This window comes from Bacteroides zoogleoformans (genome assembly GCF_002998435.1).
Classification (GTDB): Bacteria; Bacteroidota; Bacteroidia; order Bacteroidales; family Bacteroidaceae; genus Bacteroides; species Bacteroides zoogleoformans.
Genome location: NZ_CP027231.1, coordinates 2,073,781 through 2,095,987, shown reverse-complemented (window position 1 = coordinate 2,095,987; position 22,207 = coordinate 2,073,781). Strand labels below are relative to the sequence as shown.

General features: G+C 46.9%; 18 protein-coding genes and 2 pseudogenes. 16 read left to right on the top strand and 4 right to left on the bottom strand.

Going from position 1 to position 22,207, the window contains the following annotated elements; all coding sequences use genetic code 11:
• Nucleotides 1-793 precede the first annotated feature (793 nt).
• The 12 genes from C4H11_RS08645 (at nucleotide 794) to C4H11_RS08590 (ending at nucleotide 13,447) form a co-directional block, all read left to right on the top strand.
• Nucleotides 794-2,047, top strand: a complete 1,254-nt coding sequence (locus C4H11_RS08645; RefSeq protein ID WP_129588294.1) for a carboxypeptidase-like regulatory domain-containing protein — start codon at nucleotides 794-796, stop codon at nucleotides 2,045-2,047.
• A 253-nt stretch (nucleotides 2,048-2,300) separates the two neighbouring features.
• Nucleotides 2,301-2,756, top strand: coding sequence for an HU family DNA-binding protein (locus C4H11_RS14305; protein ID WP_205729960.1), 456 nt, complete (start codon nucleotides 2,301-2,303; stop codon nucleotides 2,754-2,756).
• 207 nt (nucleotides 2,757-2,963) lie between these two features.
• Nucleotides 2,964-4,328, top strand: coding sequence for a DUF6242 domain-containing protein (locus tag C4H11_RS08635; RefSeq protein WP_106041297.1), 1,365 nt, complete (start codon nucleotides 2,964-2,966; stop codon nucleotides 4,326-4,328).
• Between the two features lie 6 nt (nucleotides 4,329-4,334).
• Complete coding sequence (locus C4H11_RS08630) at nucleotides 4,335-5,069, top strand: isoprenyl transferase (RefSeq protein WP_106041296.1); 735 nt, start codon at nucleotides 4,335-4,337, stop codon at nucleotides 5,067-5,069.
• Nucleotides 5,070-5,096: 27 nt separating this feature from the next.
• A complete protein-coding gene (gene bamA / locus C4H11_RS08625; protein ID WP_106041295.1) occupies nucleotides 5,097-7,736 on the top strand; it encodes an outer membrane protein assembly factor BamA in 2,640 nt (879 codons plus the stop codon).
• 40 nt (nucleotides 7,737-7,776) lie between these two features.
• Nucleotides 7,777-8,292 carry an OmpH family outer membrane protein gene (locus tag C4H11_RS08620; RefSeq protein WP_106041294.1) on the top strand — a complete coding sequence of 172 codons (516 nt, stop codon included), beginning with the start codon at nucleotides 7,777-7,779 and terminating at the stop codon, nucleotides 8,290-8,292.
• A gap of 55 nt (nucleotides 8,293-8,347) precedes the next feature.
• Nucleotides 8,348-8,854: an OmpH family outer membrane protein gene (locus C4H11_RS08615; RefSeq protein ID WP_106041293.1), complete on the top strand. Its 507-nt coding sequence runs from the start codon at nucleotides 8,348-8,350 to the stop codon at nucleotides 8,852-8,854.
• A gap of 106 nt (nucleotides 8,855-8,960) precedes the next feature.
• Nucleotides 8,961-9,800, top strand: a complete 840-nt coding sequence (gene murI / locus C4H11_RS08610) for a glutamate racemase (protein WP_106041292.1) — start codon at nucleotides 8,961-8,963, stop codon at nucleotides 9,798-9,800.
• A gap of 74 nt (nucleotides 9,801-9,874) precedes the next feature.
• Complete coding sequence (locus tag C4H11_RS08605; RefSeq protein WP_106041291.1) at nucleotides 9,875-10,114, top strand: DUF2007-related protein; 240 nt, start codon at nucleotides 9,875-9,877, stop codon at nucleotides 10,112-10,114.
• Nucleotides 10,098-11,198 carry a glutamate 5-kinase gene (gene proB / locus C4H11_RS08600; RefSeq protein WP_106041290.1) on the top strand — a complete coding sequence of 367 codons (1,101 nt, stop codon included), beginning with the start codon at nucleotides 10,098-10,100 and terminating at the stop codon, nucleotides 11,196-11,198. The genes C4H11_RS08605 and proB overlap by 17 nt, the downstream gene beginning before the upstream one ends.
• Nucleotides 11,199-11,220: 22 nt before the next feature.
• On the top strand, nucleotides 11,221-12,468 hold the full coding sequence (locus tag C4H11_RS08595) for a glutamate-5-semialdehyde dehydrogenase (protein ID WP_106041289.1): 1,248 nt from the start codon (nucleotides 11,221-11,223) through the stop codon (nucleotides 12,466-12,468).
• A 25-nt stretch (nucleotides 12,469-12,493) separates the two neighbouring features.
• Complete coding sequence (locus C4H11_RS08590) at nucleotides 12,494-13,447, top strand: Rossmann-fold NAD(P)-binding domain-containing protein (RefSeq protein ID WP_106041288.1); 954 nt, start codon at nucleotides 12,494-12,496, stop codon at nucleotides 13,445-13,447.
• Nucleotides 13,448-13,589: 142 nt separating this feature from the next.
• On the opposite strand, the gene C4H11_RS08585 is transcribed toward C4H11_RS08590, so the two are convergent.
• Both C4H11_RS08585 and C4H11_RS08580 read right to left on the bottom strand, forming a co-directional pair.
• The gene (locus tag C4H11_RS08585; protein ID WP_106041287.1) at nucleotides 13,590-15,134 is read right to left on the bottom strand and encodes a sulfatase family protein; all 1,545 of its coding nucleotides are present in this window, start codon (nucleotides 15,132-15,134) and stop codon (nucleotides 13,590-13,592) included.
• Nucleotides 15,131-16,330: a glycoside hydrolase family 88 protein gene (locus tag C4H11_RS08580; protein WP_106041286.1), complete on the bottom strand. Its 1,200-nt coding sequence runs from the start codon at nucleotides 16,328-16,330 to the stop codon at nucleotides 15,131-15,133. The genes C4H11_RS08585 and C4H11_RS08580 overlap by 4 nt, the downstream gene beginning before the upstream one ends.
• Nucleotides 16,331-16,419: 89 nt before the next feature.
• Here C4H11_RS08580 and C4H11_RS08575 point away from each other — a divergent pair, with 89 nt between their 5' ends.
• The 4 genes and pseudogenes from C4H11_RS08575 to C4H11_RS08560 form a co-directional block, all read left to right on the top strand.
• On the top strand, nucleotides 16,420-16,656 hold the full coding sequence (locus C4H11_RS08575; protein ID WP_106041285.1) for a hypothetical protein: 237 nt from the start codon (nucleotides 16,420-16,422) through the stop codon (nucleotides 16,654-16,656).
• A 12-nt stretch (nucleotides 16,657-16,668) separates the two neighbouring features.
• Nucleotides 16,669-18,636: an Ig-like domain-containing domain gene (locus tag C4H11_RS08570; RefSeq protein ID WP_106041284.1), complete on the top strand. Its 1,968-nt coding sequence runs from the start codon at nucleotides 16,669-16,671 to the stop codon at nucleotides 18,634-18,636.
• Nucleotides 18,637-18,664: 28 nt separating this feature from the next.
• Nucleotides 18,665-19,465 (top strand): DUF3108 domain-containing protein, encoded by an 801-nt coding sequence (locus C4H11_RS08565; protein ID WP_234819917.1) that lies wholly within the window; start codon nucleotides 18,665-18,667, stop codon nucleotides 19,463-19,465.
• Nucleotides 19,466-19,926: 461 nt separating this feature from the next.
• Nucleotides 19,927-20,148 (top strand): annotated as a pseudogene (locus C4H11_RS08560) (PD-(D/E)XK nuclease domain-containing protein); the annotation flags it as partial.
• Nucleotides 20,149-20,174: 26 nt separating this feature from the next.
• Here C4H11_RS08560 and C4H11_RS08555 read toward each other — a convergent pair.
• Nucleotides 20,175-20,908 (bottom strand): annotated as a pseudogene (locus tag C4H11_RS08555) (carbohydrate-binding family 9-like protein).
• The gene (locus C4H11_RS08550) at nucleotides 20,899-21,981 is read right to left on the bottom strand and encodes a phosphotransferase enzyme family protein (RefSeq protein ID WP_106041282.1); all 1,083 of its coding nucleotides are present in this window, start codon (nucleotides 21,979-21,981) and stop codon (nucleotides 20,899-20,901) included. Before C4H11_RS08550 ends, C4H11_RS08555 begins: the two are co-directional and overlap by 10 nt.
• Nucleotides 21,982-22,207 lie beyond the last annotated feature (226 nt).

The window sequence follows — 22,207 nt, the reverse complement described above, 5'->3', positions numbered from 1 at the left end:
TCGTATACTGATGTGGCATCAGTCGTATACTTGATCTATCCCCTCGCCAGAAGGTGTTCTGGCAGGGGTAGGAGATTGTATGCTGATGGTTGGCTGAGAAAAACGGATTGGTTTGGAAATTTTGTTACAAATATAAGTGCCCGATAAAACCTGAGACAATAGGCAGTATATCGGATAAGGCTCTATGATGTTGATTTTCAATAACCCTGTTACTTATTCTATTTAAACTCTAATATTTATTGAAAAAATAAGCCTCTCAAATATTATTCTATCGACTGTCCGCTAATTTTTGGCTTGATGAGAATGTAGAGAGCTTACTTGAATGATTATCATGAATTCACTTTGGAACGAATGGCTTTTACCGAGAAAATTAACTTCGGTTATTATTTCGTCTTAGAAAACGCGTATTTAGTTTGATTATAAAATATTTTTTTATTCTTTTGCGAAAAAGCAATGGGATGTATGGATATAAATATGGTATTACTGACCAATGGGCAGATGATGGAAAAAATGTCGGCTCACAGACAGGGTTTGCGGCATTATGCTTTTTCTATATTTATATTTAACTCGAAGAAAGAGTTGTTGCTGCAACAGAGAGCCGGACATAAATTTCATTCTGCCGGGTTGTGGATAAATCGCTTGTTCGATCTCATTTCTCTGTAGAACAATTAGAACAGAGATTAGAGATGGCTAAATGGAGTCTCTTTGTAAAAAGTACTCAAGATTCTAAAACGGGAACTTCTGTAGATGTAGGCGGTAGAATGTATTTTTAATACGTAGATTATAGAAAGATGTGGCAAAAGAATATTTGTCGCATCTTTTTTCAAAAATAGTTATGGAATATATGGGTAAATTGATATCTTTATGCATCGGACTAATATTCCCGATAATAGCGATGGCTCAACAAACTCTATCTATTGATGCGAAAATAACTGATGCTGAAACCAAGCAGCCTCTTCCTTACGCCTCGATATATATAACAGACAGTCATGGCACAATATCCAATCAGGAGGGTGAATTCGCAATAAAAGCTTTACCAACAGATAAATTGCGTATTTCTTACGTTGGTTATGAAACACAGACTGTAAAAGCATCTGAAGTTTCTGATGTCATTCTTTTGAAACCGCAAGCCATAAGATTGGATGAGGTTGTGGTAAAACCTATAAATCTGCATGCTTTTCTGATGCAAGCTTTGTCTAAATATAAAAAAGACAGTAAAGCCAATAAGAAGACCGTAAACTCGTTCTTTTATAGGCAAATTACACAAACAAACTCTGTCTGCAATGAAATTGTCGAATCGTTTTTTAATGCAACGCCGCATCTTAGTGTATGGGATTTAGAACTCATCACAGGACGTTATGCCGTTTTGCTTGAAGATTCCATACATAAATATGCGCATTTTAAGAACTTCTTTTATTTATCGCAATTAAGGCCGCTTATGTTGAGCGGAAGAGTGAGAGATAAGGAGGATTGGCTGATACAGCCCTTATTTGAAAATTATGCTAAATACTATACCGTATCTTATGATGCTCTATATGACTCTGATAATGCTTCCACTACTTATAAGATAAACTTTAAACCGCGAAAAGGAATTTCTAATCCTATTATAGCAGGTAGTATGTTTATTGATTCTTCAACTCTTGAATTAAAACGGTTTGAAGGAGAAATAGTAAATAATATTCTTACTTTTACTGATGAAACAGGCGAAAAGCTACGAGACAGAAACAGTAAACCTCATTTTATTATAAACTATAAGATAATAGGAGGGGTATCGATGGTGGAATCGGTGATTGTGGATATGCAATATACAATAAAGTATGGAAATGTGGATATTCATTCCGTAATGTATAATACTGGTATTGAAATAAAAAACAAAACAAAGAAAATGGCTAAAAGAAATGATTTGCTACAAAAAATAGCAAACCAAAACTATGATCCTGCTTTCTGGAAAGATAAAGCCATTATCAAGCGTACTCCTTTGGAAAAATCGGCAATCGAAATGTTTGAAAAGCAGAATTTATTCGGAACGTATTCTCTGGATAAATAGTCGATATATAAAATTGCATTGGCATCAAAGGCTGTCAAACAGTGAGCAATAAGCTGTTTTTTCGACTGTGACTTGAAATACATACAATACTATGAAAGGAAGAATAACAGCATTAATAGAAAAAAACTTATGCATAGAAAAACATAAGATTCAGTTGACAGAAAAAGATATCAATTTAATTGAATCAAGTTTTAAAAAGTTTAAGGTGCATAAGGGTGAATGCCTGATAAAGAAAGATGAACTTGAAAAGTATATGTATATTGTAGAAGATGGTATATTTCGCTACTATACATGTAATGAAGTTCATCAGGAAGATACTTTTGGGGTTGTTTTTAAGGATGAGTGTCTAAATCCGGAGTGTATTCTAACCTATGACACTCGTACCGTGAAACTGGACGGTGTAGGAACCTTTTATTATACGGCTTCTGCCTCCAAGAAAGGAGTGAAGACGGCTGAAGAAGTGAATGCTTCGCAGATAAATGGTGTGCGTGTCCGCTTTCTTCCTGAAGTAGGGCGTACCGTTGGAGGCAGAGTAACTACCCGCAGCATGGTAGACACCAAGATTGTGTGGGAAGAATGGGGCAAGGTTGCTACCCCGAGTGGTAAGACTCCGAGTGATAATACGGGCGGCACACACCCCGCAGGCAGTGGTGAAACCGGTGGTCAGGGCAGCGGCGAAGGCAATCAAAGTGAAAATCCGCTTAGCTGATTTCCGGCCTGACAACAGGGCTGAATAGAATGCCGGCAGAAGAGTATGAAGATCTTTTGCCGGCATTATTTTGCCTTATTTGAAGGCTTCTGAATCAAGAAAAACAGGCTTATTATCTATAATTTAATATAAAACTTCCCAGCAATGCTATATATAGAGAAAAATGTTCCTATTTTTGCAGATTGTAAATAAACACTGATTTTAAAAATGAGAATAAAGTTTCTATCGGTAATTGTGAGCTTTCTTATGGTGTCAGTGACGCTAAGTTCGTGCCTTAAAGCTGAGGAAAATTATGAATTAAGCTCCGATGCTACGATACATGCTTTCGGCATTGATACCATACATGGCAAAAATTATGATTTTACGATTGATCAACTCAATAGGGTAATCTACAACAGAGATTCATTGCCGGTAGGCTCTGACACTATCATCAACCGTATTTTAATAAAGACAATGGACGTCACGGGATGGGTCACTTACGGTTCGCCTGTTGACACGCTGTTCGTAAAGACCGACTCCATTAATCTGAGGCCGGCCATGAACAACAACATCGGCATGAAGTTCAAAGTCCGTGCGGCCGATGGTGTTACGATGCGTGAATATACCTTGAAAGTCAATGTTCATTTACAAAACCCGGATTCTTTGGTATGGACAGACATGCAGACCAAAGGCAGCATCTTCTCCAACACTGTGAATGAAGGCAAGCAAAAGGCTGTTGCTCTTGGAGGCGATCTGCTGGTTTACACTTCCACTACCCTTGCATACAAGACGTCGACTGCGCCGGATAAATATAGCTGGAGCGAACTGATTGTGACCGGCCTGCCGACAGATGCGAAGCTGACTTCTGTTGTAGAACACAATGCCTTGCTCTATATGTTGACGGACAGTAAAAAAGTATATACCTCTGCAGATGGTGCTGTCTGGGCGGAAAGCCCGACATTAGGGAACAATGTGCTTGCGCTTATAGCCGGTTTTTCCGACCGATTGTGCGGCATCTTGGAAATAGACGGGAAACGATATTTCAATATCAGTAAGGACGGGAAGAATTGGGAAACTGCTGCCGGTACAGGAAGTGCTGCTTTGGAAGAAGTACCTGAGGAATTCCCTACCGAAGAGATTGTTTCGACGTTGACCAAGACCGGCAATGGTGTGGAAAAGGTGATCCTGACAGGTATGCCGTTGGCAGACAATAAAATGACCACACCTTGGTTTTCATTAGATGGCCGAGGGTGGGCTGCTTTGAGCGGCGCTTCTTATAATGCCTATTGTCCCGGAATATCACACCCTGTTATTATGCATTATGGCGATATGCTCTATTGTTTCGGTGGAGAACTGGAGGCCATCTATCGCTCTGTCGAAGGACTTGCATGGCATAAGACAAAATCGAAATTTCTGTTACCCCAAGAGTTTAAAGGTAAAGGCGCTTACTCCGTTGTCGTGGAACCGACAAAGGACAAAACGGTGGCATCGGTTGACAAGCGAGATTTCATTTGGGTGGTATTTGGCGGAGAAGGATTCAAGAACGAGGTGTGGCGCGGTCGTCTTAACAGGCTGGGCTTCGAAATACAATAAGAAAAGATGTCATATAAAGAGGAAATCGATTTAGGCAAGATACCACGCCACGTGGCAATCATCATGGATGGCAACGGGAGGTGGGCCAAGCAGCGCAGACACGAACGCAGCTACGGACATCAGGCCGGGGCGGAAACTGTGCATGTCATTGCTGAAACTGCCGCCAGACTGGGAATTGAATACCTTACTTTATATACATTCTCTACCGAGAACTGGAATCGTCCGTCGGACGAGGTGGCAGCCTTGATGTCGCTCCTTTTGGATTCCATTGAGGAGGAAACGTTTATGAAGAACAATATAAGCTTTCGGGTGATAGGCGATATCCCTAAATTACCCCTTAACGTACAACAACGGCTCAATGCATGTGTGGAGCATACGTCCCGAAACACGGGAATGTGTCTGGTGCTGGCGCTGAGCTATTCTTCCCGATGGGAAATAACGGAAGCAGCCAGAAAAATTGCAGCTTTGGTGCAGAGTGGAAAGCTCAGTCCGGAACAGATAGACAGCGGACAGATAGCCGGCCATTTGGCTACTAACTTTATGCCCGACCCCGACTTACTGATACGTACCGGAGGGGAAATACGCCTCAGTAACTACCTGCTTTGGCAATGTGCATATTCCGAACTCTATTTCTGTGATACCTATTGGCCGGATTTTCGTGAAGAAGAGTTTTACAAAGCTATATGCGACTTCCAGAAACGCGAACGCAGATTCGGAAAAACAAGTGAACAAATCAGTTAATCCCAAACATATTTAATCATAACATAAATGCATTATCGTATTTTCTCCATACTCGTGACGTTTATCTGCCTTTTCGGTGCCGCATTGACAACCGTTGCACAAAACGTAAATAACACCGATGAAGCCGAGAAACCGGTTATACTCTATTCGGGAACGCCTAAGAAATATGAAATAGCAGATATAAAGGTGGAAGGAGCTCCCAATTATGAGGACTATGTGATCATCGGATTGTCCGGGCTGTCCAAGGGACAGACCATCACTGTGCCGGGTGACGAAATAACGCAGGCATGTAAACGTTATTGGCGCCATGGACTGTTCTCTGACGTGGAAATCAAGGCAGACAAGATGGAGGATGACCGGATATGGTTGACCATTCATCTGACCATGCGCCCGCGTGTATCCGATATCCGTTATAATGGTGTGAAGAAGTCGGAACGTGAAGATTTGGAAAGCAGAATCGGCATGATAAAAGGCGGACAGATAACGCCGAACTTGGTGGATAGAGCCAAGACTTTGATTAAACGTTATTTTGATGACAAGGGTTTCAAGAATGCCGATGTAATCATTACGCAGAGAGATGACCCGGAGAAGAAAAACGAAGTTATCGTCAATATAGACATTGACAAAAAGGAGAAAGTTAAGGTACATGAAATCACCATAGTAGGTAACGAAGCCATCAAGACCAAGAAGCTGAAGCGCGTGATGAAGAAAACCAATGAAAAGAACAAACTGGTCAACATATTCCGTACCAAAAAGTTTATTGAGGATAACTACGAAGCAGACAAGCAGCTGATCATAGGCAAATACAATGAACTGGGTTATCGTGACGCTGCTATTGTGAAAGACAGTATCAAAGCCTATGACGATCGTACGGTGGATATCTTCATGCAGATTGATGAAGGGCAGAAGTACTATCTCCGCAACGTGACTTGGGTGGGAAACACCTTATATCCTTCCGAACAGCTGAATTTCCTGCTTCGCATGAAGAAGGGGGATGTATATAACCAGAAACTGTTGGAGGAACGTACAACTTCGGATGATGATGCTATCGGTAATCTTTACTATAATAACGGTTACTTATTCTATAATCTCGAACCGGTAGAGGTGAATATTGTGGGCGACTCCATTGATTTGGAGATGCGCATCTTCGAGGGGCGTCAAGCCACTATTAACAAGATAAGCATCAGAGGAAACGACCGTCTGTACGAGAACGTTGTCCGTCGAGAATTGCGTACTCGTCCGGGTGAGTTGTTCAGCCGTGAAGACTTGATGCGCTCTATGCGTGAGATTCAACAAATGGGACATTTCGACCCTGAACAGATCAAGCCGGATATTCAGCCTAAACCGGAAGATGGTACGGTAGATATCGGCTATGACCTTGTTTCTAAGGCCAACGACCAGGTGGAATTCTCTGCCGGATGGGGACAGACGGGTGTCATCGGTAAGCTGAGTTTGAAGTTCACCAACTTCTCGCTTGCCAACCTGTTGCATCCGGGCGAGAACTACCGCGGCATTCTACCGCAAGGCGATGGACAGACTTTAACCATCAGCGGCCAAACCAATGCCAAATATTATCAGTCTTACAGCATTTCGTTCTACGATCCCTGGTTTGGCGGCAAGCGTCCCAACGCATTCTCTGTGTCGGCATTCTACTCTCGTCAGACAGACATCAGCAGCCAGTATTATAACTCGGCCTACATGAACAGCTATTACAATAATTATTATAGCGGCATGTATGGTTATGGCATGTACAATTATGGCAATTACAATAGCTACGAAAATTACTACGACCCTGATAAGTCCATCCAGATGTACGGTCTTGCAGTGATGTTCGGTAAGCGTCTGAAGTGGCCGGATGACTACTTCCAGTTTACAGCCGAGTTGTCTTATCAGCGTTATATCTTGAGCGACTGGCAGTACTTCCCTGTTACAAACGGTAAGTGCAATAACTTGAGCATTAACCTGACCTTGTCTCGTAGCTCCATAGACAATCCTATTTATCCGCGTCAAGGGTCGGAGTTTTCGCTTTCTGCCCAAATCACACCACCCTATTCATTGCTGGACGGTAAGGATTACAGCAAGTACAACACCAGCAATCAGGAAGATATGAACAAGATGCACAGATGGATTGAATATCATAAATGGAAATTCAAATCCAAGGTTTATATCCCGTTGATGGACCCAATTTCAGTGAAACGCACACCGGTAGTGATGGGGCGTGTAGAGTTTGGTTTGCTGGGGCATTATAACAAATACAAGAAGTCTCCCTTCGAAACATTCGATGTGGGTGGTGACGGTATGACCGGCTATTCCAGCTATGCGACGGAAAGTGTTGCCCTGCGCGGATATGAGAACAGCTCTTTGACACCTTATGGTAGCGCCGGTTATGCTTATACCCGCCTCGGTCTGGAATTGAGATACCCCTTGATGCTTGAGACAAGTACCAGTATCTATGCGTTGACATTTGTCGAAGCCGGTAACGCTTGGCACGATGTGAGCAAGTTCAATCCTTTCGAGCTGAAGCGTTCGGCAGGTGTGGGTGTTCGTATCTTCCTCCCGATGATTGGTATGATGGGTATTGACTGGGCTTATGGATTCGATAAGATAAACGGATACTCCAATTATGGCGGTAGCCAGTTCCACTTTATCTTAGGACAGGAATTTTAAGTGATGAACAATTATAATTGACAACTAAAAACGTAATGTTATGAAGAAGAGTCTATTCATTCTTTTGATGCTGTTCGCCGTAGGGGCAGCAGCTAATGCGCAGAAGTTTGCTCTGATTGACATGGAATATATCTTGAGAAATATACCGGCTTATGAGCGTGCCAACGAACAGTTGGAACAAGTCTCCAAGCAGTGGCAGGCTGAAATAGAAAAGATGGCTGAAGAAACCAAAGCGTTGTACAAAAACTACCAATCTCAAATAGCCTCTCTCTCTGAAGCCCAAAGAGGAAAGAAAGAAGAAGAAATCGTGGCCAGAGAAAAATCTGCTGCCGAGTTGCGCCGCAAATACTTCGGTCCGGAAGGCGAGCTAAGCAAAAAGCGTGAAAGTCTGTTGCAACCTATTCAAGACAAGATATATAACGCTGTTAAGGAGATTGCATCACAAAGAGGATATGCCGTGGTGCTGGATCGCGCTTCTGCATCAAGCATTATTTTCGCTTCACCTAATATCGATATTAGCAATGAAGTACTTGCAAAGTTAGGATATTCGAATTAATTTCATACATTTGCATCCGTTCAATAAACGATTAATCAAATAAACAATAAACATTATGCTTAAAAAAATCGCACTATTCTTAGTCATGTTCATTCTCCCGTTGGGAGCCATGGCGCAAGCAAAATTTGCTCACATGAATTCTCAAGAAGTAATTGCCGTTATGCCTGAATTTACGAAAGCGCAGGCTGATTTGGACAACATGTCTAAAAAGTATCAGGAAGAAATGACACGTACCAATGAGGAATTTCAGAAGAAGTATCAAGAGTTCTTGGCACAAGCCGACTCTCTTCCCAAAAATATAGCCGAAAGACGCCAAAAGGAATTGCAGGATATGGCTCAACGCCAGGAACAATTCCAACAAGAAGTTTATCAATCCATGCAAAAGGCACAGCAAGAAGCTATGGCTCCTATTTATAAAAAGCTGGACGAGGCCGTTCAAGTAGTGGGCAAGGCAGAAGGCGTGGTTTATATATTCGACTTGGCTCGTACTCCGATACCGTTCGTAGGAGCACAAAGTGTAGATGTAACTGCTAAGGTAAAGAATCAGCTGGGTATTAAATAATAACGGCGAGAAATATCTTTTTTTGATATGTAAGTGCGGATAGTTTCATTCGCGCTTATTTTTTATACTCAAATATACTATCTTTGCGAGAAAGCGAAGAAATGACATGAAACAGACATTGCCTTCCACTCCGGGGCCTATCGGCGTATTTGATTCGGGATATGGCGGACTTACCATTCTAAGTAAAATACGAGAAGTACTCCCACAGTATGACTACATTTATTTGGGCGACAACGCACGTGCTCCTTACGGAACCCGCTCGTTTGAAATAGTCTATGAGTTTACCTTACAAGCAGTAGTCAAGCTCTTCGAAATGGGTTGCCAGCTGGTTATTCTGGCTTGTAACACGGCTTCGGCAAAGGCTTTGCGCAGCATACAGATGAACGACTTACCCCGTCTTGACCCGACTCGACGTGTGCTGGGAGTAATCCGTCCTACGGTAGAGTGTATTGGAAATATCACCCACAGCCGGCATGTGGGTGTGCTTGCCACGTCGGGTACCATTAAGTCTGAATCCTATCCGCTGGAAGTGCATAAATTGTTTCCTGACATCAAAGTCTGTGGAGAAGCGTGTCCGCTATGGGTGCCGTTGGTAGAAAATAACGAGGCGCAAGGAGATGGGGCAGATTACTTTGTGGATAAATACATTAATACACTTCTTGCCAAGGATAAGCTGATAGATACGGTCATCTTAGGGTGCACGCACTTCCCGCTTCTTTTGCCCAAGATTCAACAATACATGCCGACGGGCATCACTACCGTTACACAAGGAGAACTGGTGGCTGACAGTTTGAAAGATTATCTTTTCCGTCATTCGGAGATAGACAGAAAATGCACCAAAGGAGGAAGGTGTGTTTATCGGACCACAGAATCGGAAAACAAATTCACCGAATCAGCTTCCGTTTTTCTTAATGAAACAATCAAGGTAGAGAGAATTGAGTTATAAATTATTGTTTCTACGAGCTATAATGAAAATATTTATTATATTTGTGCGAGATAAATCTCTAAATTCGTACAGATATGAAGACGGAAGATAAAAGTAAAATAGTTGAAGTGTTTTCCGGATCACCGTGGGAAGCAGAACTTGTAAAAAGTTTATTGGAGAATAGTGGCATCGAAGCCGTGACAAAAGATGGAATGGCGGTAAACCTTGTATTACCGGCTACAGCTGTAGATGTTTCTGTTTTAGTCAATGAGAAAGACTATGAGGTCGCCATGTCGGTGGTTAGAGAATACGAAAAAAATGAGGATAGACTTTAATAGAATTACTGTCAAGGTAGGCAGCAATGTCTTGACACGTTGTGACGGCACTCTCGACATTACGCGCATGTCTGCGCTTGTAGACCAGATAGCAGAATTACATAAAGCAGGCATGGAGATAATTCTTGTTTCCTCCGGAGCTGTGGCTTCGGGGCGCAGTGAAATACAACCCGATAGAAAATTGGACAGCGTAGACCAGCGGCAACTTTTCTCGGCCGTGGGACAAGCTAAACTCATCAATCGCTATTATGAATTATTCCGTGAACACGGCGTTCCTGTGGGACAAGTTCTTACCATGAAGGAAAGTTTTGCCACCCGCCGGCATTATCTCAATCAGAAGAATTGCATGACCGTGATGTTGGAAAACGGTGTCATTCCCATTGTGAATGAGAATGATACTATTTCCGTGAGTGAACTGATGTTTACCGATAACGATGAGCTGTCCGGATTGATAGCTTCCATGATGGATGTGCAAACGCTGATTATTCTCAGCAATATCAATGGAATTTACAATGGACCGCCTGCCGATTCGGCATCACGAATTATTCGCGAGATAGGGCAGGGAAAGGATTTGTCCTCTTATATTCAAACCACGAAATCCGGATTCGGACGAGGGGGAATGCTGACAAAAACAAGTATAGCCCGCAAAGTGGCAGACGAAGGCATCACTGTTATCATTGCCAATGGCAAGAAGGATAATATCTTGGTGGACGTCATCCGAAATGAGAAGGCAAGCGTGAAAGATGAAGGTCTGGAATATACTCGTTTCATCCCCTCGTCAGAACCTGTTTCCAGTGTCAAGAAATGGATTGCCCACAGCGGAGGTTTTGCCAAAGGGGAACTGCATATCGATGATTGTGCAAAGAGGGTGTTGATGTCAGATAAAGCTGTCAGTATTCTGCCGATAGGCGTCATTGCTGTGCATGGGGAGTTTGAGAAAGACGACATCGTGCGAATCATAGACTCTGAAGGTCATTCGATAGGCGTGGGAAAAGCCGATTGCAACTCAGGACAAGCGCGTGAAGCTATGGGCAAACACGGTAAAAGGCCCATTGTGCATTACGACTATTTATATTTAGAATAACCTGCTAAAGCCACTTACAGATATGAATTTAAACAGAACCTTTGTCGCAGTACAAGAGGCTGCCTGCAAACTTTTGGGCTTAAGCGACAAGGACATCAATGAAATATTATTGGCTGTTGCAGATGCGGCTGAGGGAAAAGCCGATTTCATACTTGGCGAGAACCGGAAAGACTTGGAGCGCATGTCTCCTGACAACCCTAAATACGATCGTCTGCAACTGACAGAGGAACGTCTGCAAGGCATCGCCTCAGATATACGGGATGTGGCTTCTCTGCCCTCGCCATTGGGACGGATACTGAAAGAGGATGTTCGCCCCAATGGGCTGAAGATAAAAAGAGTAAGTGTGCCTTTCGGGGTAATCGGTATCATTTACGAAGCCCGTCCCAATGTCGGTTTCGATGTGTTTTCGCTTTGCCTGAAGAGCGGTAACGCTTGCATCTTGAAGGGTGGGAGCGATGCCGATTGCTCCAACCGTGCCATTGTTCGGGTGATACACGAGGTGTTGAGGCGCTTTGAAATAGACCCACACGTAGTGGAGCTGTTGCCCGCCGACCGAGAGGCTACTGCCGAGCTGCTGCATGCCAATGGCTATGTGGACGTCATCATCCCCCGTGGCAGTAGCGGACTGATTGATTATGTGCGGCAAAATGCCACCATATCGGTCATCGAAACCGGGGCCGGCGTATGCCATACTTTCTTCGACCGTTATGGCGATGTGCGGAAAGGTGCGCCTATTATCTGCAACGCCAAGACACGTCGCGTCAGTGTCTGCAATGCATTGGATTGCCTGATTATCGACGCCAACCGCTTGTCCGATCTTCCTATACTTTGCGCTTCCTTGGGCGACAGAAGCGTTACTCTTTATGCCGACCGGTCTGCATACGAGGCTTTGCAAGGCAACTATCCCGCAGCATTGTTGCAGCCTGCCGATGAAGATTGCTACGGCAAAGAATTTCTGGATTATAAAATGTCCATTAAGACAGTGGACTCCCTGCGTGATGCTTTGGCGCATATACGGAAGTATAGCTCCAAGCACAGCGAATGCATCGTTACGGAAGACCGCTTGCATGGCGAACAATTCTGTCGTGAAGTGGATGCGGCCTGCGTCTATGTCAATGCGCCGACATCTTTCACTGACGGAGCCCAGTTTGGATTAGGTGCCGAAATAGGCATCAGCACTCAGAAGCTCCATGCCCGTGGGCCGATGGGATTGGAAGAGATGACTACCTATAAATGGATTGTAGAGGGGAACGGACAAATCAGAAATTAATAATCACATATAAAGCAAAAGATAGATGAGAAATTTTACTTGCGTACAAGACATCGGTAATCTGAGGTCTGCATTGAACGAAGCATTTGAGATTAAGAAAGACCGTTTTAAAAATGTGGAGTTGGGACGCAACAAGACGTTGATGATGATATTTTTCAACTCCAGCCTGCGCACCCGTCTCAGTACACAGAAGGCTGCCATGAATCTGGGTATGAACGTCATTGTGTTGGACATCAATCAAGGCGCATGGAAGCTCGAAACGGAACGGGGCGTTATCATGGACGGAGAGAAGCCGGAACACTTGCTGGAGGCCATCCCTGTGATGGGTTGTTACTGTGATGTGATAGGGGTGCGCTCCTTTGCCCGCTTTGAAAACAAAGAGGAAGATTATAATGAAATGATATTGAATCAGTTCATCCGCTATTCCGGCCGGCCGATTTTCTCTATGGAGGCTGCCACACGCCACCCCTTGCAGAGCTTTGCCGACCTCATCACCATCGAGGAATATAAAAAGAAAGCCCGCCCCAAAGTAGTTATGACTTGGGCGCCGCATCCTCGTCCGTTGCCTCAAGCTGTTCCCAACTCCTTTGCCGAATGGATGAATGCCACGGATTATGATTTTGTCATTACGCACCCCGAAGGCTATGAGCTTGACCCGCAGTTTGTGGGTAATGCACGTGTGGAATACGACCAGATGAAAGCCTTTGAGGGAGCTGATTTTATTTATGCCAAGAACTGGGCAGCCTATACGGGTGATAACTACGGGCGAATATTGAGCAAAGATCGTGAATGGACAGTAAGCGAACGGCAGATGGCTGTGACCGATAACGCTTACTTCATGCACTGTCTGCCGGTTCGCCGCAATATGATTGTGACGGATGATGTCATCGAGAGCCCACAATCCATCGTCATTCCCGAAGCTGCCAACCGTGAAATTTCTGCTACGGTAGTGCTGAAAAGACTGATTGAAGGGTTGTAACCAATCTCCTTCAATCAGACTAAATCAGCCCTACTCGCAAAGAAGACTTTAAAACAAAGATTTGCCACTTCCACTTTTATTGAAATAAATGATACGGCTGAAAAATATTCCGCGCAATCCGCGCCTTTCAGTCTTCTCCTTTTCAGTACGGAATCATTTCCGACAAGATTTTCTCCTGATACCACGGGTCATCGATGGCTTTCAGCATCTTGCCCATCTCGGTGCAGAGCCCTTTCACGATTTCGGCGTTCTGTTGCAGGGGGAGGTTGTGCAGCTGGTAAGGGTCTTGCTCGTCGTCGAACAGCAGGCTCTTCACCAGGCGATGGTCTTGGCGGTCGATGTAGAGCGCCAGCGTGTAGCGTGCCGACTTGAAGCCGCGCGCCGAGGGGAAGTAGGAACGAACCAGCCCGTCGGCATCTTTCTCGCCATCCAGATTTTGTATGTAGAGCGCACCCGAGGGACGTGTCACTGCGGCCTTTTCGTCCAGGAAGAGCGGTGCATAGTTGCGTCCCTGCACCTCCTCGGGGATGGAGCCGGAAAGTCCGGCAAGCCCCAGCAGCGTGGGCATGATGTCCGGCGAAGAGAGTATCAGGTTGTCCACACGGGGCTTCACCTTCTGCGGATAGCGCACCAGGAACGGAGTGTTCATGGACTCGGCGTAGGGCGAGTTCTTCGGGTCGTCCGTGCGCTGGCTGCACATGGTTTCGCCGTGGTCGGAGGCAAAGACTACGATGGTGTTCTCTTCCAGTCCAAGCGCTTTCAATGCGTCGAGTATCTGTCCGAAGGCACGGTCTACGCCGGTGACGGATGCGAAGTAGTAGCGGGCGCTCTCTGCCTTGGGCATGGTGGGGTCTGCGTTGGGGCGGATGAGGAGGCTGTCCAGCGGTTGGTCCTTATAGAGATTGAAGTCCTGTTCCATGCAGTCGTCCGTTGAGCGGTAGGGACTGTGGGGCGGATTCATGCCCACCATGATGAAGAAAGGCTTGTTCGGGTTTCGCACGCCGCCCTCGTTCTTCAGGTAAGCCACCACCTTGTCCGCCTCGTGCAGGGGCGACCATTCGTGCGGGTTGTGGCGTCTTCCGTCGGTGTCCCAATAGTGCGGGTTCTTGTGTTCGTCGAAGGTGCCGTACGAGTACCAATAGTTGAAGCCGTGCCGGCGTTGCTTCGGCGTGTAGGCATCCCATGCCGGTATGCGGTCTTCCACGTAGCGACCGGGACGTTCGGGGTCGTTGGGCGTGGGGAAGTCGGCATGCAGCTTGCCGATGTAGGCGCAGTCATATCCGGCGCGTGCGAATACGTCGCTCACGCATACGGCATCTTCGCGGAGCGTGCTTATGGGCCGACTGGAGTTGCAATTCAAGGGGATGCCGCTCTTGTTGGGATACATCCCCGTGAGGAGGGAACCGCGGTGCGGACTGCTCAAAGGACAGTTGCTCATGGCCGAGGTCAGCACCAGCGACTGACGGGCAAACTCGTTCAGGCGGGGCGTGTGTACGGGGTCGTTGCGGAAGTTCACCCGCTCGCGAAAGCCCTCTTCTCCCCAGAAGCCCATCGCCTGGTTGCGCATCTGGTCGGGGAATACATAGATGACGTTGGGGCGTACGGTTTCCGCCGTTTGCCGGGTTTTGCAGCCTTGCAGGGCAAATACGCCCAGACCGCCGACTAATATGCCGAATCCTGTTTTCATTTTTCCAAGTCTCTTTTTCGTTTCAATCCTTCCAAGAAATAATAGTCGGCGTAGTTCAGGGGCACGTCGATTTCCGCGCCGTGGGGAATGCTGCCTACGGAGTGCATCAGGATGAAGTTCCCGTTGGTGCCCACCTTTGCGCGGTAGGCGGGTGAGGCCAGACTTTCCATCACCTTGTCCGCCGTCTCCTTATAGCCTTTGCCGGGGAGGTAGGTGCTCAGCTCGTACAGGGCGGAAGCCGTGCAGGCGGCCGCCGAGGCGTCGCGCGGCTCGCGGGGGATGCCGGGGGCGTCGAAGTCCCAGTACGGCACCAAGTCTTCCGGCAGGTGCTTATTATGGAAGATGAAGCTGTAAATCTTTTCGGCCTGAGCCAGGTAACGAGGGTCGCGCGTATAGCGGTAGCACATGGTGTAGCCATACAACGCCCAAGCCTGACCGCGTGCCCAAGCCGACTCGTGGGCATAGCCTTGCGCCGTCTCGCGGCTGCGCACCTCGCCCGTCTCGGGGTCGTAGTCCACCACGTGATAGCAACTGTTGTCCGGGCGGAAGTGGTGGGCCAGCGTGGTGTCGGCATGTCTACGGGCTATCTGATAATACGTAGAGTCTCCCGAGAGCAAGGACGCCTCGAACAGCAGCTCCAGGTTCATCATGTTGTCGATGATGACGGGGCATTTCCAGCCTCTGCGCGCCTGCCACCCCTTGTCCGCGTCCCACGACTGGAGCACGCCGGCCGCGGGGCGAAAGCGGGTGGAGAGCGACCGGGCGGCCTGCACGATGACCGGCTTGTAGGCCTCTTTCCCCGCAAAGCGGTATCCGTTCAGGTAGCTGGAGCCAATCATGAAGCCCACGTCGTGATGCCACGTGAGGTATTGCACGGAGTCCAACGCCTCGGTATATTTCTCGGCCAGAGGCAGCCACTTCTCGTCGCCCGTCAGCTGGTAGGTGTACCAGACGACGCCGGGGAAGAAACCCGAGCACCAGTCGTCGATGGGCACGTAGACGATGTTTCCGTCCTTGTTCACGGTGCGGGGACGGAGGATTTTGCCCGATTTCTCGATGAGGTCCGTCTGCCGCGTTTCCTGCGCCGCGGCGTTCTCGATGTTTTCCTGAATGAAGCGGCTTCCGTCCTGCTTTTGTCCCGCGCAACCGCAGAACGCAAGGAGGGAGAGGCCCCAAGTAGCGAGTACTGTTTTCATGATAAAGGGTTATTATGGTTTATGACTTTTTTTCTATTTGCAAAGGTATCACAAAGACAGCCACTATACCCTCCTAAATAATTCAATTAATGGACAAAATCGTTATTTTACACTTCGTATCCGCCCTGCACTTTCTCCATACCTACAAACACGAAGTAGGTGTGGAGAAGATACTGTTTGACTATACCTCCGGTGATAAGGATAAAATATTGGAACAGTTCCGATGTCTTTCTTGCCGCAAAAGGCGTCCGTTAGGTGAAAATACGCTAAACCATAGAGGAATATTGCAGGATAAACTTTATTTTTGTGGCATGATAAAGAATTAAACGCCTCATGCGATGAAAAGAATCTTCCGTAAACTCTACATACCACTGGTTGTACTAGCCGTGCTCTACTCTTGTGCAAGCGTGGGTCGGATAGAAGGTGGACCGATAGACGAAACACCTCCCCGTTTCCTTGGCGGCAACCCGGCGCAGGGTGCACTTCATGTCCGAAAGAACAGAATTGTGCTTGAGTTCGACGAATTCATCAAGTTGGACAAACCGAACGAGAAGATTGTGATTTCTCCTCCGCAGGTGCAGCAGCCCGAAATAAAATCCACCGGTAAAAAGGTGGTCATCACACTGCAAGACACGTTGAAAGAAAATGTCACTTATACCTTCGACTTCGGCGATGCCATTCAGGACAACAACGAGAACAATCCGCTGGAGAATTTCTCATACTCTTTTTCCACCGGCAACCGTCTGGACTCTATGGCTGTGGCGGGCACATTGCTGAATGCCTTCAATCTCGAACCGGTCAAGGGTTTGCTTGTAGGATTACATTCCAACCTATCCGATTCGGCTTTCACCAAGCTACCGTTCGAACGAGTGGGACGTACGGACAGCCGCGGACATTTCTCCATTCGCGGGGTGGCTCCCGGCAGTTATCGCATCTATGCCCTGCACGACGCCGACCAGAACTTTGCCTACTCGCAACCCACCGAAATCATTGCCTACAACGACTCATTGGTTATTCCCTCCATGGAGCGGCGCATGCGCCAAGACACCACATGGATAGACTCTCTGACCGTCGATACGATTATAGAGAAAGAATATACGCACTACCTGCCGGATAACCTCTTGCTGCGCAGCTTCAAGGAGCCTAACTTTTCACAACGATTCCTGAAATACGAACGACTGACACCTGAAAAGTTTTCGCTCTTTTTCTCCGCTCCTGCCGCCGAGCCTCCCTTGCTGAAGGGGTTGAACTTTGACGATAGAGACGCGTTCATCGTAGAAAACATTACCGGACGCAACGATACCCTCTGCTATTGGATAAAAGATTCACTAATCTACCGACAAGACTCTTTGAAGATGAGCATCACCTACCTCTACACTGATAGCCTAAAACTATTGGTTCCACGCACCGATACCCTGACCGTACTGGCCAAGCTTACCTACGCCAAGCAGCTGAAGCAAAAGCAAGAAGCCAAAGAAAAAGAGCAGAAAGAACGCGAAAAGAGAAAGAAGAAAAACGATAAAGGAGATACAGAACCGGAGCTTGTGGAATTCTTGCAGACCGATGTATATGCCCCTTCGGCCATGGATGTATACGATTGCATCACACTCTCCTTCAAGGAGCCGGTGGCCAGGATAGACACCACTGCTCTCCACCTGAAAGAGAAAGTTGATTCGTTGTGGAAAGAAATCCCCTTCGACTTGGCACGCGATTCGGCCGACTTGAAACAGTATAACATTTATGCAGAGTGGGAGCCGGACAAATCGTACAGCTTCGAGGTAGATTCCGCAGCCATAGGTGGATTGTACGGATTACACACAGATAAGATAAAGAAGGAGTTCAAAGCCAAGAAATTGGAAGAATACGGACAGATTTTTTTCAATGTACACGGTGCCGGTTCACCGGCTTTCGTCGAGTTGCTCAATGGGCAAGACAACGTGGTGCGCACAGTGCCGGTGACTGACGGAAAGGCCGACTTCTACTTCCTCGCTCCTGACAAGTATGGGGCGAGACTGATAAACGATGCAAACGGCAACGGTGTGTGGGATACAGGAAACTATGCCGAGAAACGCCAGCCGGAAATGGTCTATTACTATCCGATGCTGCTGGAACTGAAAGCAAACTTCGACCTGACTCAGGAATGGGATGTCGAAGCCAAACCTCTCGATAAGCAGAAACCGGATGAACTAAAAAAACAAAAACCGGATGAAGACAAAGACAAGAAAAGAAACAGAAACAGCAATCGCACCAACGGTACTCGCAACAGCAATGTGCGGGGAAACAGCGGAAGAGGTTACAGCTACTAAAAGAGGCTCCCTGCATCTACTGCTGACGATGGGACTACTCTGCCTGATGGTTTTCTCATCTGCACGTGCCCAATGCACCGCCAAGAATGAAGCTTTCCAATCGGGCGAACATGTGATGTACGATTTATACTTCAATTGGAAATTCATTTGGAAGAAGGTGGGTACAGCCAGCCTTACGACAAATGCCACCACCTATCAGTCCAAACCGGCATATCGCTTCAACCTGCTCTCTGTAGGCAGCAAACAGACTGATTTCTTCTTCAAGATGCGCGACACACTGACTTGCTACGTCAGCGATCGGTTGGAGCCACTCTACTTTCGCAAGGCGGCTGAAGAGGGCAGTCGGCACACGGTGGACGAGGCTTGGTTTTCCTACGAGAACGGTTTATCGAAAGTGAAGCAACGCCGCATCTGGCGCAATCCCATTCGTGAAAGCCAGGAAATGGAATACAGCGACAGCCGTTGCATCTTCGACATGCTGAGCATTCTGGCACAGGCACGCTCCTACGATCCGAAAGACTACAAAGTGGGACAAAAGATACGTTTCCCCATGGCTACGGGGCGAGAAGTAGAGGAACAGACCTTGATCTATCGCGGCAAAGAAAATGTAGAAGCCAATAACGACACGATCTACCGCTGTCTTGTATTCTCATTCGTAGAGTACAAAAAAGGCAAGGAGAAAGAGATCATCACTTTCTTTGTGTCCGATGATAAAAACCACCTCCCCATCCGTTTGGACATGTATCTGAATTTCGGCTCTGCCAAGGCATTTCTCAAGAGGGTGCAGGGCAATCGCTCGCCCATGACGTCAGTGATGGGACGGAAGTGAAACAAATCGTTATCATCTCATATCAGACAATCTAACGATGCGAGTTCGGGATAAGAGCTTATGATAACCTCACTCATAAAGGTTGAAGCAAACAGAACAAGGAAAGTTCTAAAAATTACGATATCGGGGTTGAGACCGTATCATCAGAAACAGTTTCTGCGGCATAAACTTTCAAAGGGATGTCTTTTTCTTTGATTTTATTTTACATATTGAAGACAATTCCCAGTCGCTTACCGACACCTTTTGATTCAGTCCCTGACTGAATAGGAATGAGTCGGAGACTGAACCCTTTTCACTCAGGGACTGAAACCATTTCAGTCGCCAACTCATTCGATCCTTCTCAAAGCGGCTTCTATACGGAGGAACGGATTATCTTTGTTTTCGATACTACCGATAACCTTTGTTTAGATATGCTGGAAGATTACAGAAGATTCCCGATAGGGATACAGAATTTTGAGCAGTTGCGCAAGGGTGACATTGAGAGCTGTCTGGAGCGCACACGCTCCTTCTTCGCCTCCATTCTCCACGATTTGGAGAACAAGACGGAGAAGCACTATCAGACGGTCTTCTACCCGCTATTCCGCCTCATGGGGCAGTATGTGGATGCCGAGGTGAAGAGCGCCATGGGCCGCGCCGATGTAGTGGTAAGGATGAAAGATGCCGTTTACGTGTTCGAATATAGAGCATAGGTCAGATATATCATGCTTCCTTACTCCATCTTCAGCACTCCGAAGAAATCCGGACGGTGGAAGTCGGGGTTTTCCACTTCGATGGGATTCCAAGAGAGGAAGTGCGGAGTGCAGAGCTTGTCACCGCATTTATAGAAATTGGCACGAATGTTCTTTCCATCCGGCGAAGTGATGTGATGCAAAAAGAAAGTGGTGTAGGGAATCACCAGTGCTACTTCCCAGCTACACTCGCCTACCCGCTCTTCAAAACCTTTGCGTCCCAGAGACGACCAACGTTGCACCTTATCCATCACTTCCTGCGGAGCATGACGACGATTCTCTCGACCGGCACCGGCGCCCACAAGCAGTGTGCCTACACAGTTGCATTCTACGTTATAGTACACTCCATCATCCGCAGGTATGGAAAAGAACTCCACACAGGCATCTTCCCAAACGGAACCGTTGTCGTGTCCTGCCACCGCACGCACGCTCTTTTCTCTCACCTTAAAGTGTAGCAAGATTGCATCCCGGGTATAGGCTATGCGAAATTCCACGTCGGGACAGTAAGGAAATGCCGACCAGTTCACCATATTGACCGGCTGAAAAGCCACCTTTTCTTTATCCAGGAGCGCAGGAACCGATTCCACAAGAATGTTTGCCGCACTCACTTTCTTCACTTTTAATTCTTTCATTCTGTTCACTTGGGGGTTATGGCAGACAACGACAGCACGCAAAGTGCCGCCGTTGTCGTTATAAGATACTTTTTCAAAGACATGAAGCAATAAAGCTTTTCATCTCCGGTGTATGCTCTTCCACACTTTGCAGCAACTTAAACTGTGCTTTGGCACGCACAAGGTTGTGCTCCGGATAGCGGATTTTGTAATAAGTGTCGCCGTTGATATAGTCGCCCAAAAAGCGCACACACTGCATGTAGGGGAACAAGGCGGCAGCGTATGGCAGATTCTCTATCTCGACAGGTAGCAGGAAACTCTTCGCAGACTCCAGATAACCTTTGGTGAAGGCACGGAAAATATTCATGTTGAAGTTCACGTTCTCAAGGTTCGGGTCGTCTTCCAAACCGTTGTTGGCAGCTGAACGGAGGAAGTCGCCGTAGTCGGAGAAAACGAAGCTGGGCATCACGGTGTCGAGGTCGATGACGCAAAGCACCGTTCCGTCCTCATCAAACATCATGTTATTCACTTTCGTATCGCAGTGGCACACGCGCTTGGGCAAACGTCCCTCGCGGTGCAAGCGCTCGGCCTTGCACATCTCGTCGGCACGCTTCTCCAGTTCGTCAAGCAACGGACGAACCTCTCCCACCCGGCCGGCGGCATCGGCTGTCACAGCTTCGCGAAGCTGCTTCAGACGGAACTCCATGTTGTGGAAATCGGGAATGGTCTCGCCCAACGCATCCGGAATGTCGGCCAGCATGGCTTGGAAGTGACCAAAGGCACTACCTGCGAAACAGGAATATTCGGGGTTGACAGTCTCGTAGGTCTTGGCACGGGGAATGAACACCATCATGCGCCAATAATTCTCACCGTCGTGCCAATAGGTCTTACCCGTATCAGCAGGAAGGAAATGCAGCACTTTACGTTCGACGTCCGTCTCTCCCTGCTGCTCCAGCTTCTTGCGGATATGGCGGGTGACGGCTTCGATATTGGCCTGCAACATATCTACATCGCGGAAGATGGCATGATTGACACGCTGCAACACATAGTCCGGAGTATCCGCCTCGACAGTGGTCACTTTATACGTGTCGTTAATCAGTCCGGAGCCCAAAGGGCTGACAGCCTCGGTCGTTCCCTTCAATTGAAAATGAGATACAATAGATAAAAGGTCTTTCATAATGATTATGTATTAATAAACTGCTTACAAAGATACGTGCTTCGATGAATCCCAAAAGGCAATAATCGTTCGACGAGCATACAAAATTATACATTTAAGCAAACATAAGCTCAAAAACCGCCATACAAATTAAGTCTTTATGCACAATTTATAACTATATTTGTGACGGAAACCTTAAAACCATCCGAAAAAGTGCGAAAGTTTACCATCTTGTTGCTGACCATCC

Excerpts from the sequence above, each read along its gene's own strand:
- C4H11_RS08570 (WP_106041284.1), top strand. The coding sequence starts at position 16,669 with ATGAAAAGAATCTTCCGTAAACTCTACATACCACTGGTTGTACTAGCC.
- C4H11_RS08635 (WP_106041297.1), top strand. The coding sequence starts at position 2,964 with ATGAGAATAAAGTTTCTATCGGTAATTGTGAGCTTTCTTATGGTGTCA.
- C4H11_RS08580 (WP_106041286.1), bottom strand. The coding sequence starts at position 16,330 with ATGAAAACAGTACTCGCTACTTGGGGCCTCTCCCTCCTTGCGTTCTGC.
- C4H11_RS08575 (WP_106041285.1), top strand. The coding sequence starts at position 16,420 with ATGGACAAAATCGTTATTTTACACTTCGTATCCGCCCTGCACTTTCTC.
- C4H11_RS08605 (WP_106041291.1), top strand. The coding sequence starts at position 9,875 with ATGAAGACGGAAGATAAAAGTAAAATAGTTGAAGTGTTTTCCGGATCA.
- C4H11_RS08590 (WP_106041288.1), top strand. The coding sequence starts at position 12,494 with ATGAGAAATTTTACTTGCGTACAAGACATCGGTAATCTGAGGTCTGCA.
- C4H11_RS08615 (WP_106041293.1), top strand. The coding sequence starts at position 8,348 with ATGCTTAAAAAAATCGCACTATTCTTAGTCATGTTCATTCTCCCGTTG.
- bamA (WP_106041295.1), top strand. The coding sequence starts at position 5,097 with ATGCATTATCGTATTTTCTCCATACTCGTGACGTTTATCTGCCTTTTC.
- C4H11_RS08565 (WP_234819917.1), top strand. The coding sequence starts at position 18,665 with ATGGGACTACTCTGCCTGATGGTTTTCTCATCTGCACGTGCCCAATGC.
- proB (WP_106041290.1), top strand. The coding sequence starts at position 10,098 with ATGAGGATAGACTTTAATAGAATTACTGTCAAGGTAGGCAGCAATGTC.
- C4H11_RS08595 (WP_106041289.1), top strand. The coding sequence starts at position 11,221 with ATGAATTTAAACAGAACCTTTGTCGCAGTACAAGAGGCTGCCTGCAAA.
- murI (WP_106041292.1), top strand. The coding sequence starts at position 8,961 with ATGAAACAGACATTGCCTTCCACTCCGGGGCCTATCGGCGTATTTGAT.
- C4H11_RS08550 (WP_106041282.1), bottom strand. The coding sequence starts at position 21,981 with ATGAAAGACCTTTTATCTATTGTATCTCATTTTCAATTGAAGGGAACG.
- C4H11_RS08585 (WP_106041287.1), bottom strand. The coding sequence starts at position 15,134 with ATGAAAACAGGATTCGGCATATTAGTCGGCGGTCTGGGCGTATTTGCC.
- C4H11_RS14305 (WP_205729960.1), top strand. The coding sequence starts at position 2,301 with ATGTATATTGTAGAAGATGGTATATTTCGCTACTATACATGTAATGAA.
- C4H11_RS08630 (WP_106041296.1), top strand. The coding sequence starts at position 4,335 with ATGTCATATAAAGAGGAAATCGATTTAGGCAAGATACCACGCCACGTG.
- C4H11_RS08620 (WP_106041294.1), top strand. The coding sequence starts at position 7,777 with ATGAAGAAGAGTCTATTCATTCTTTTGATGCTGTTCGCCGTAGGGGCA.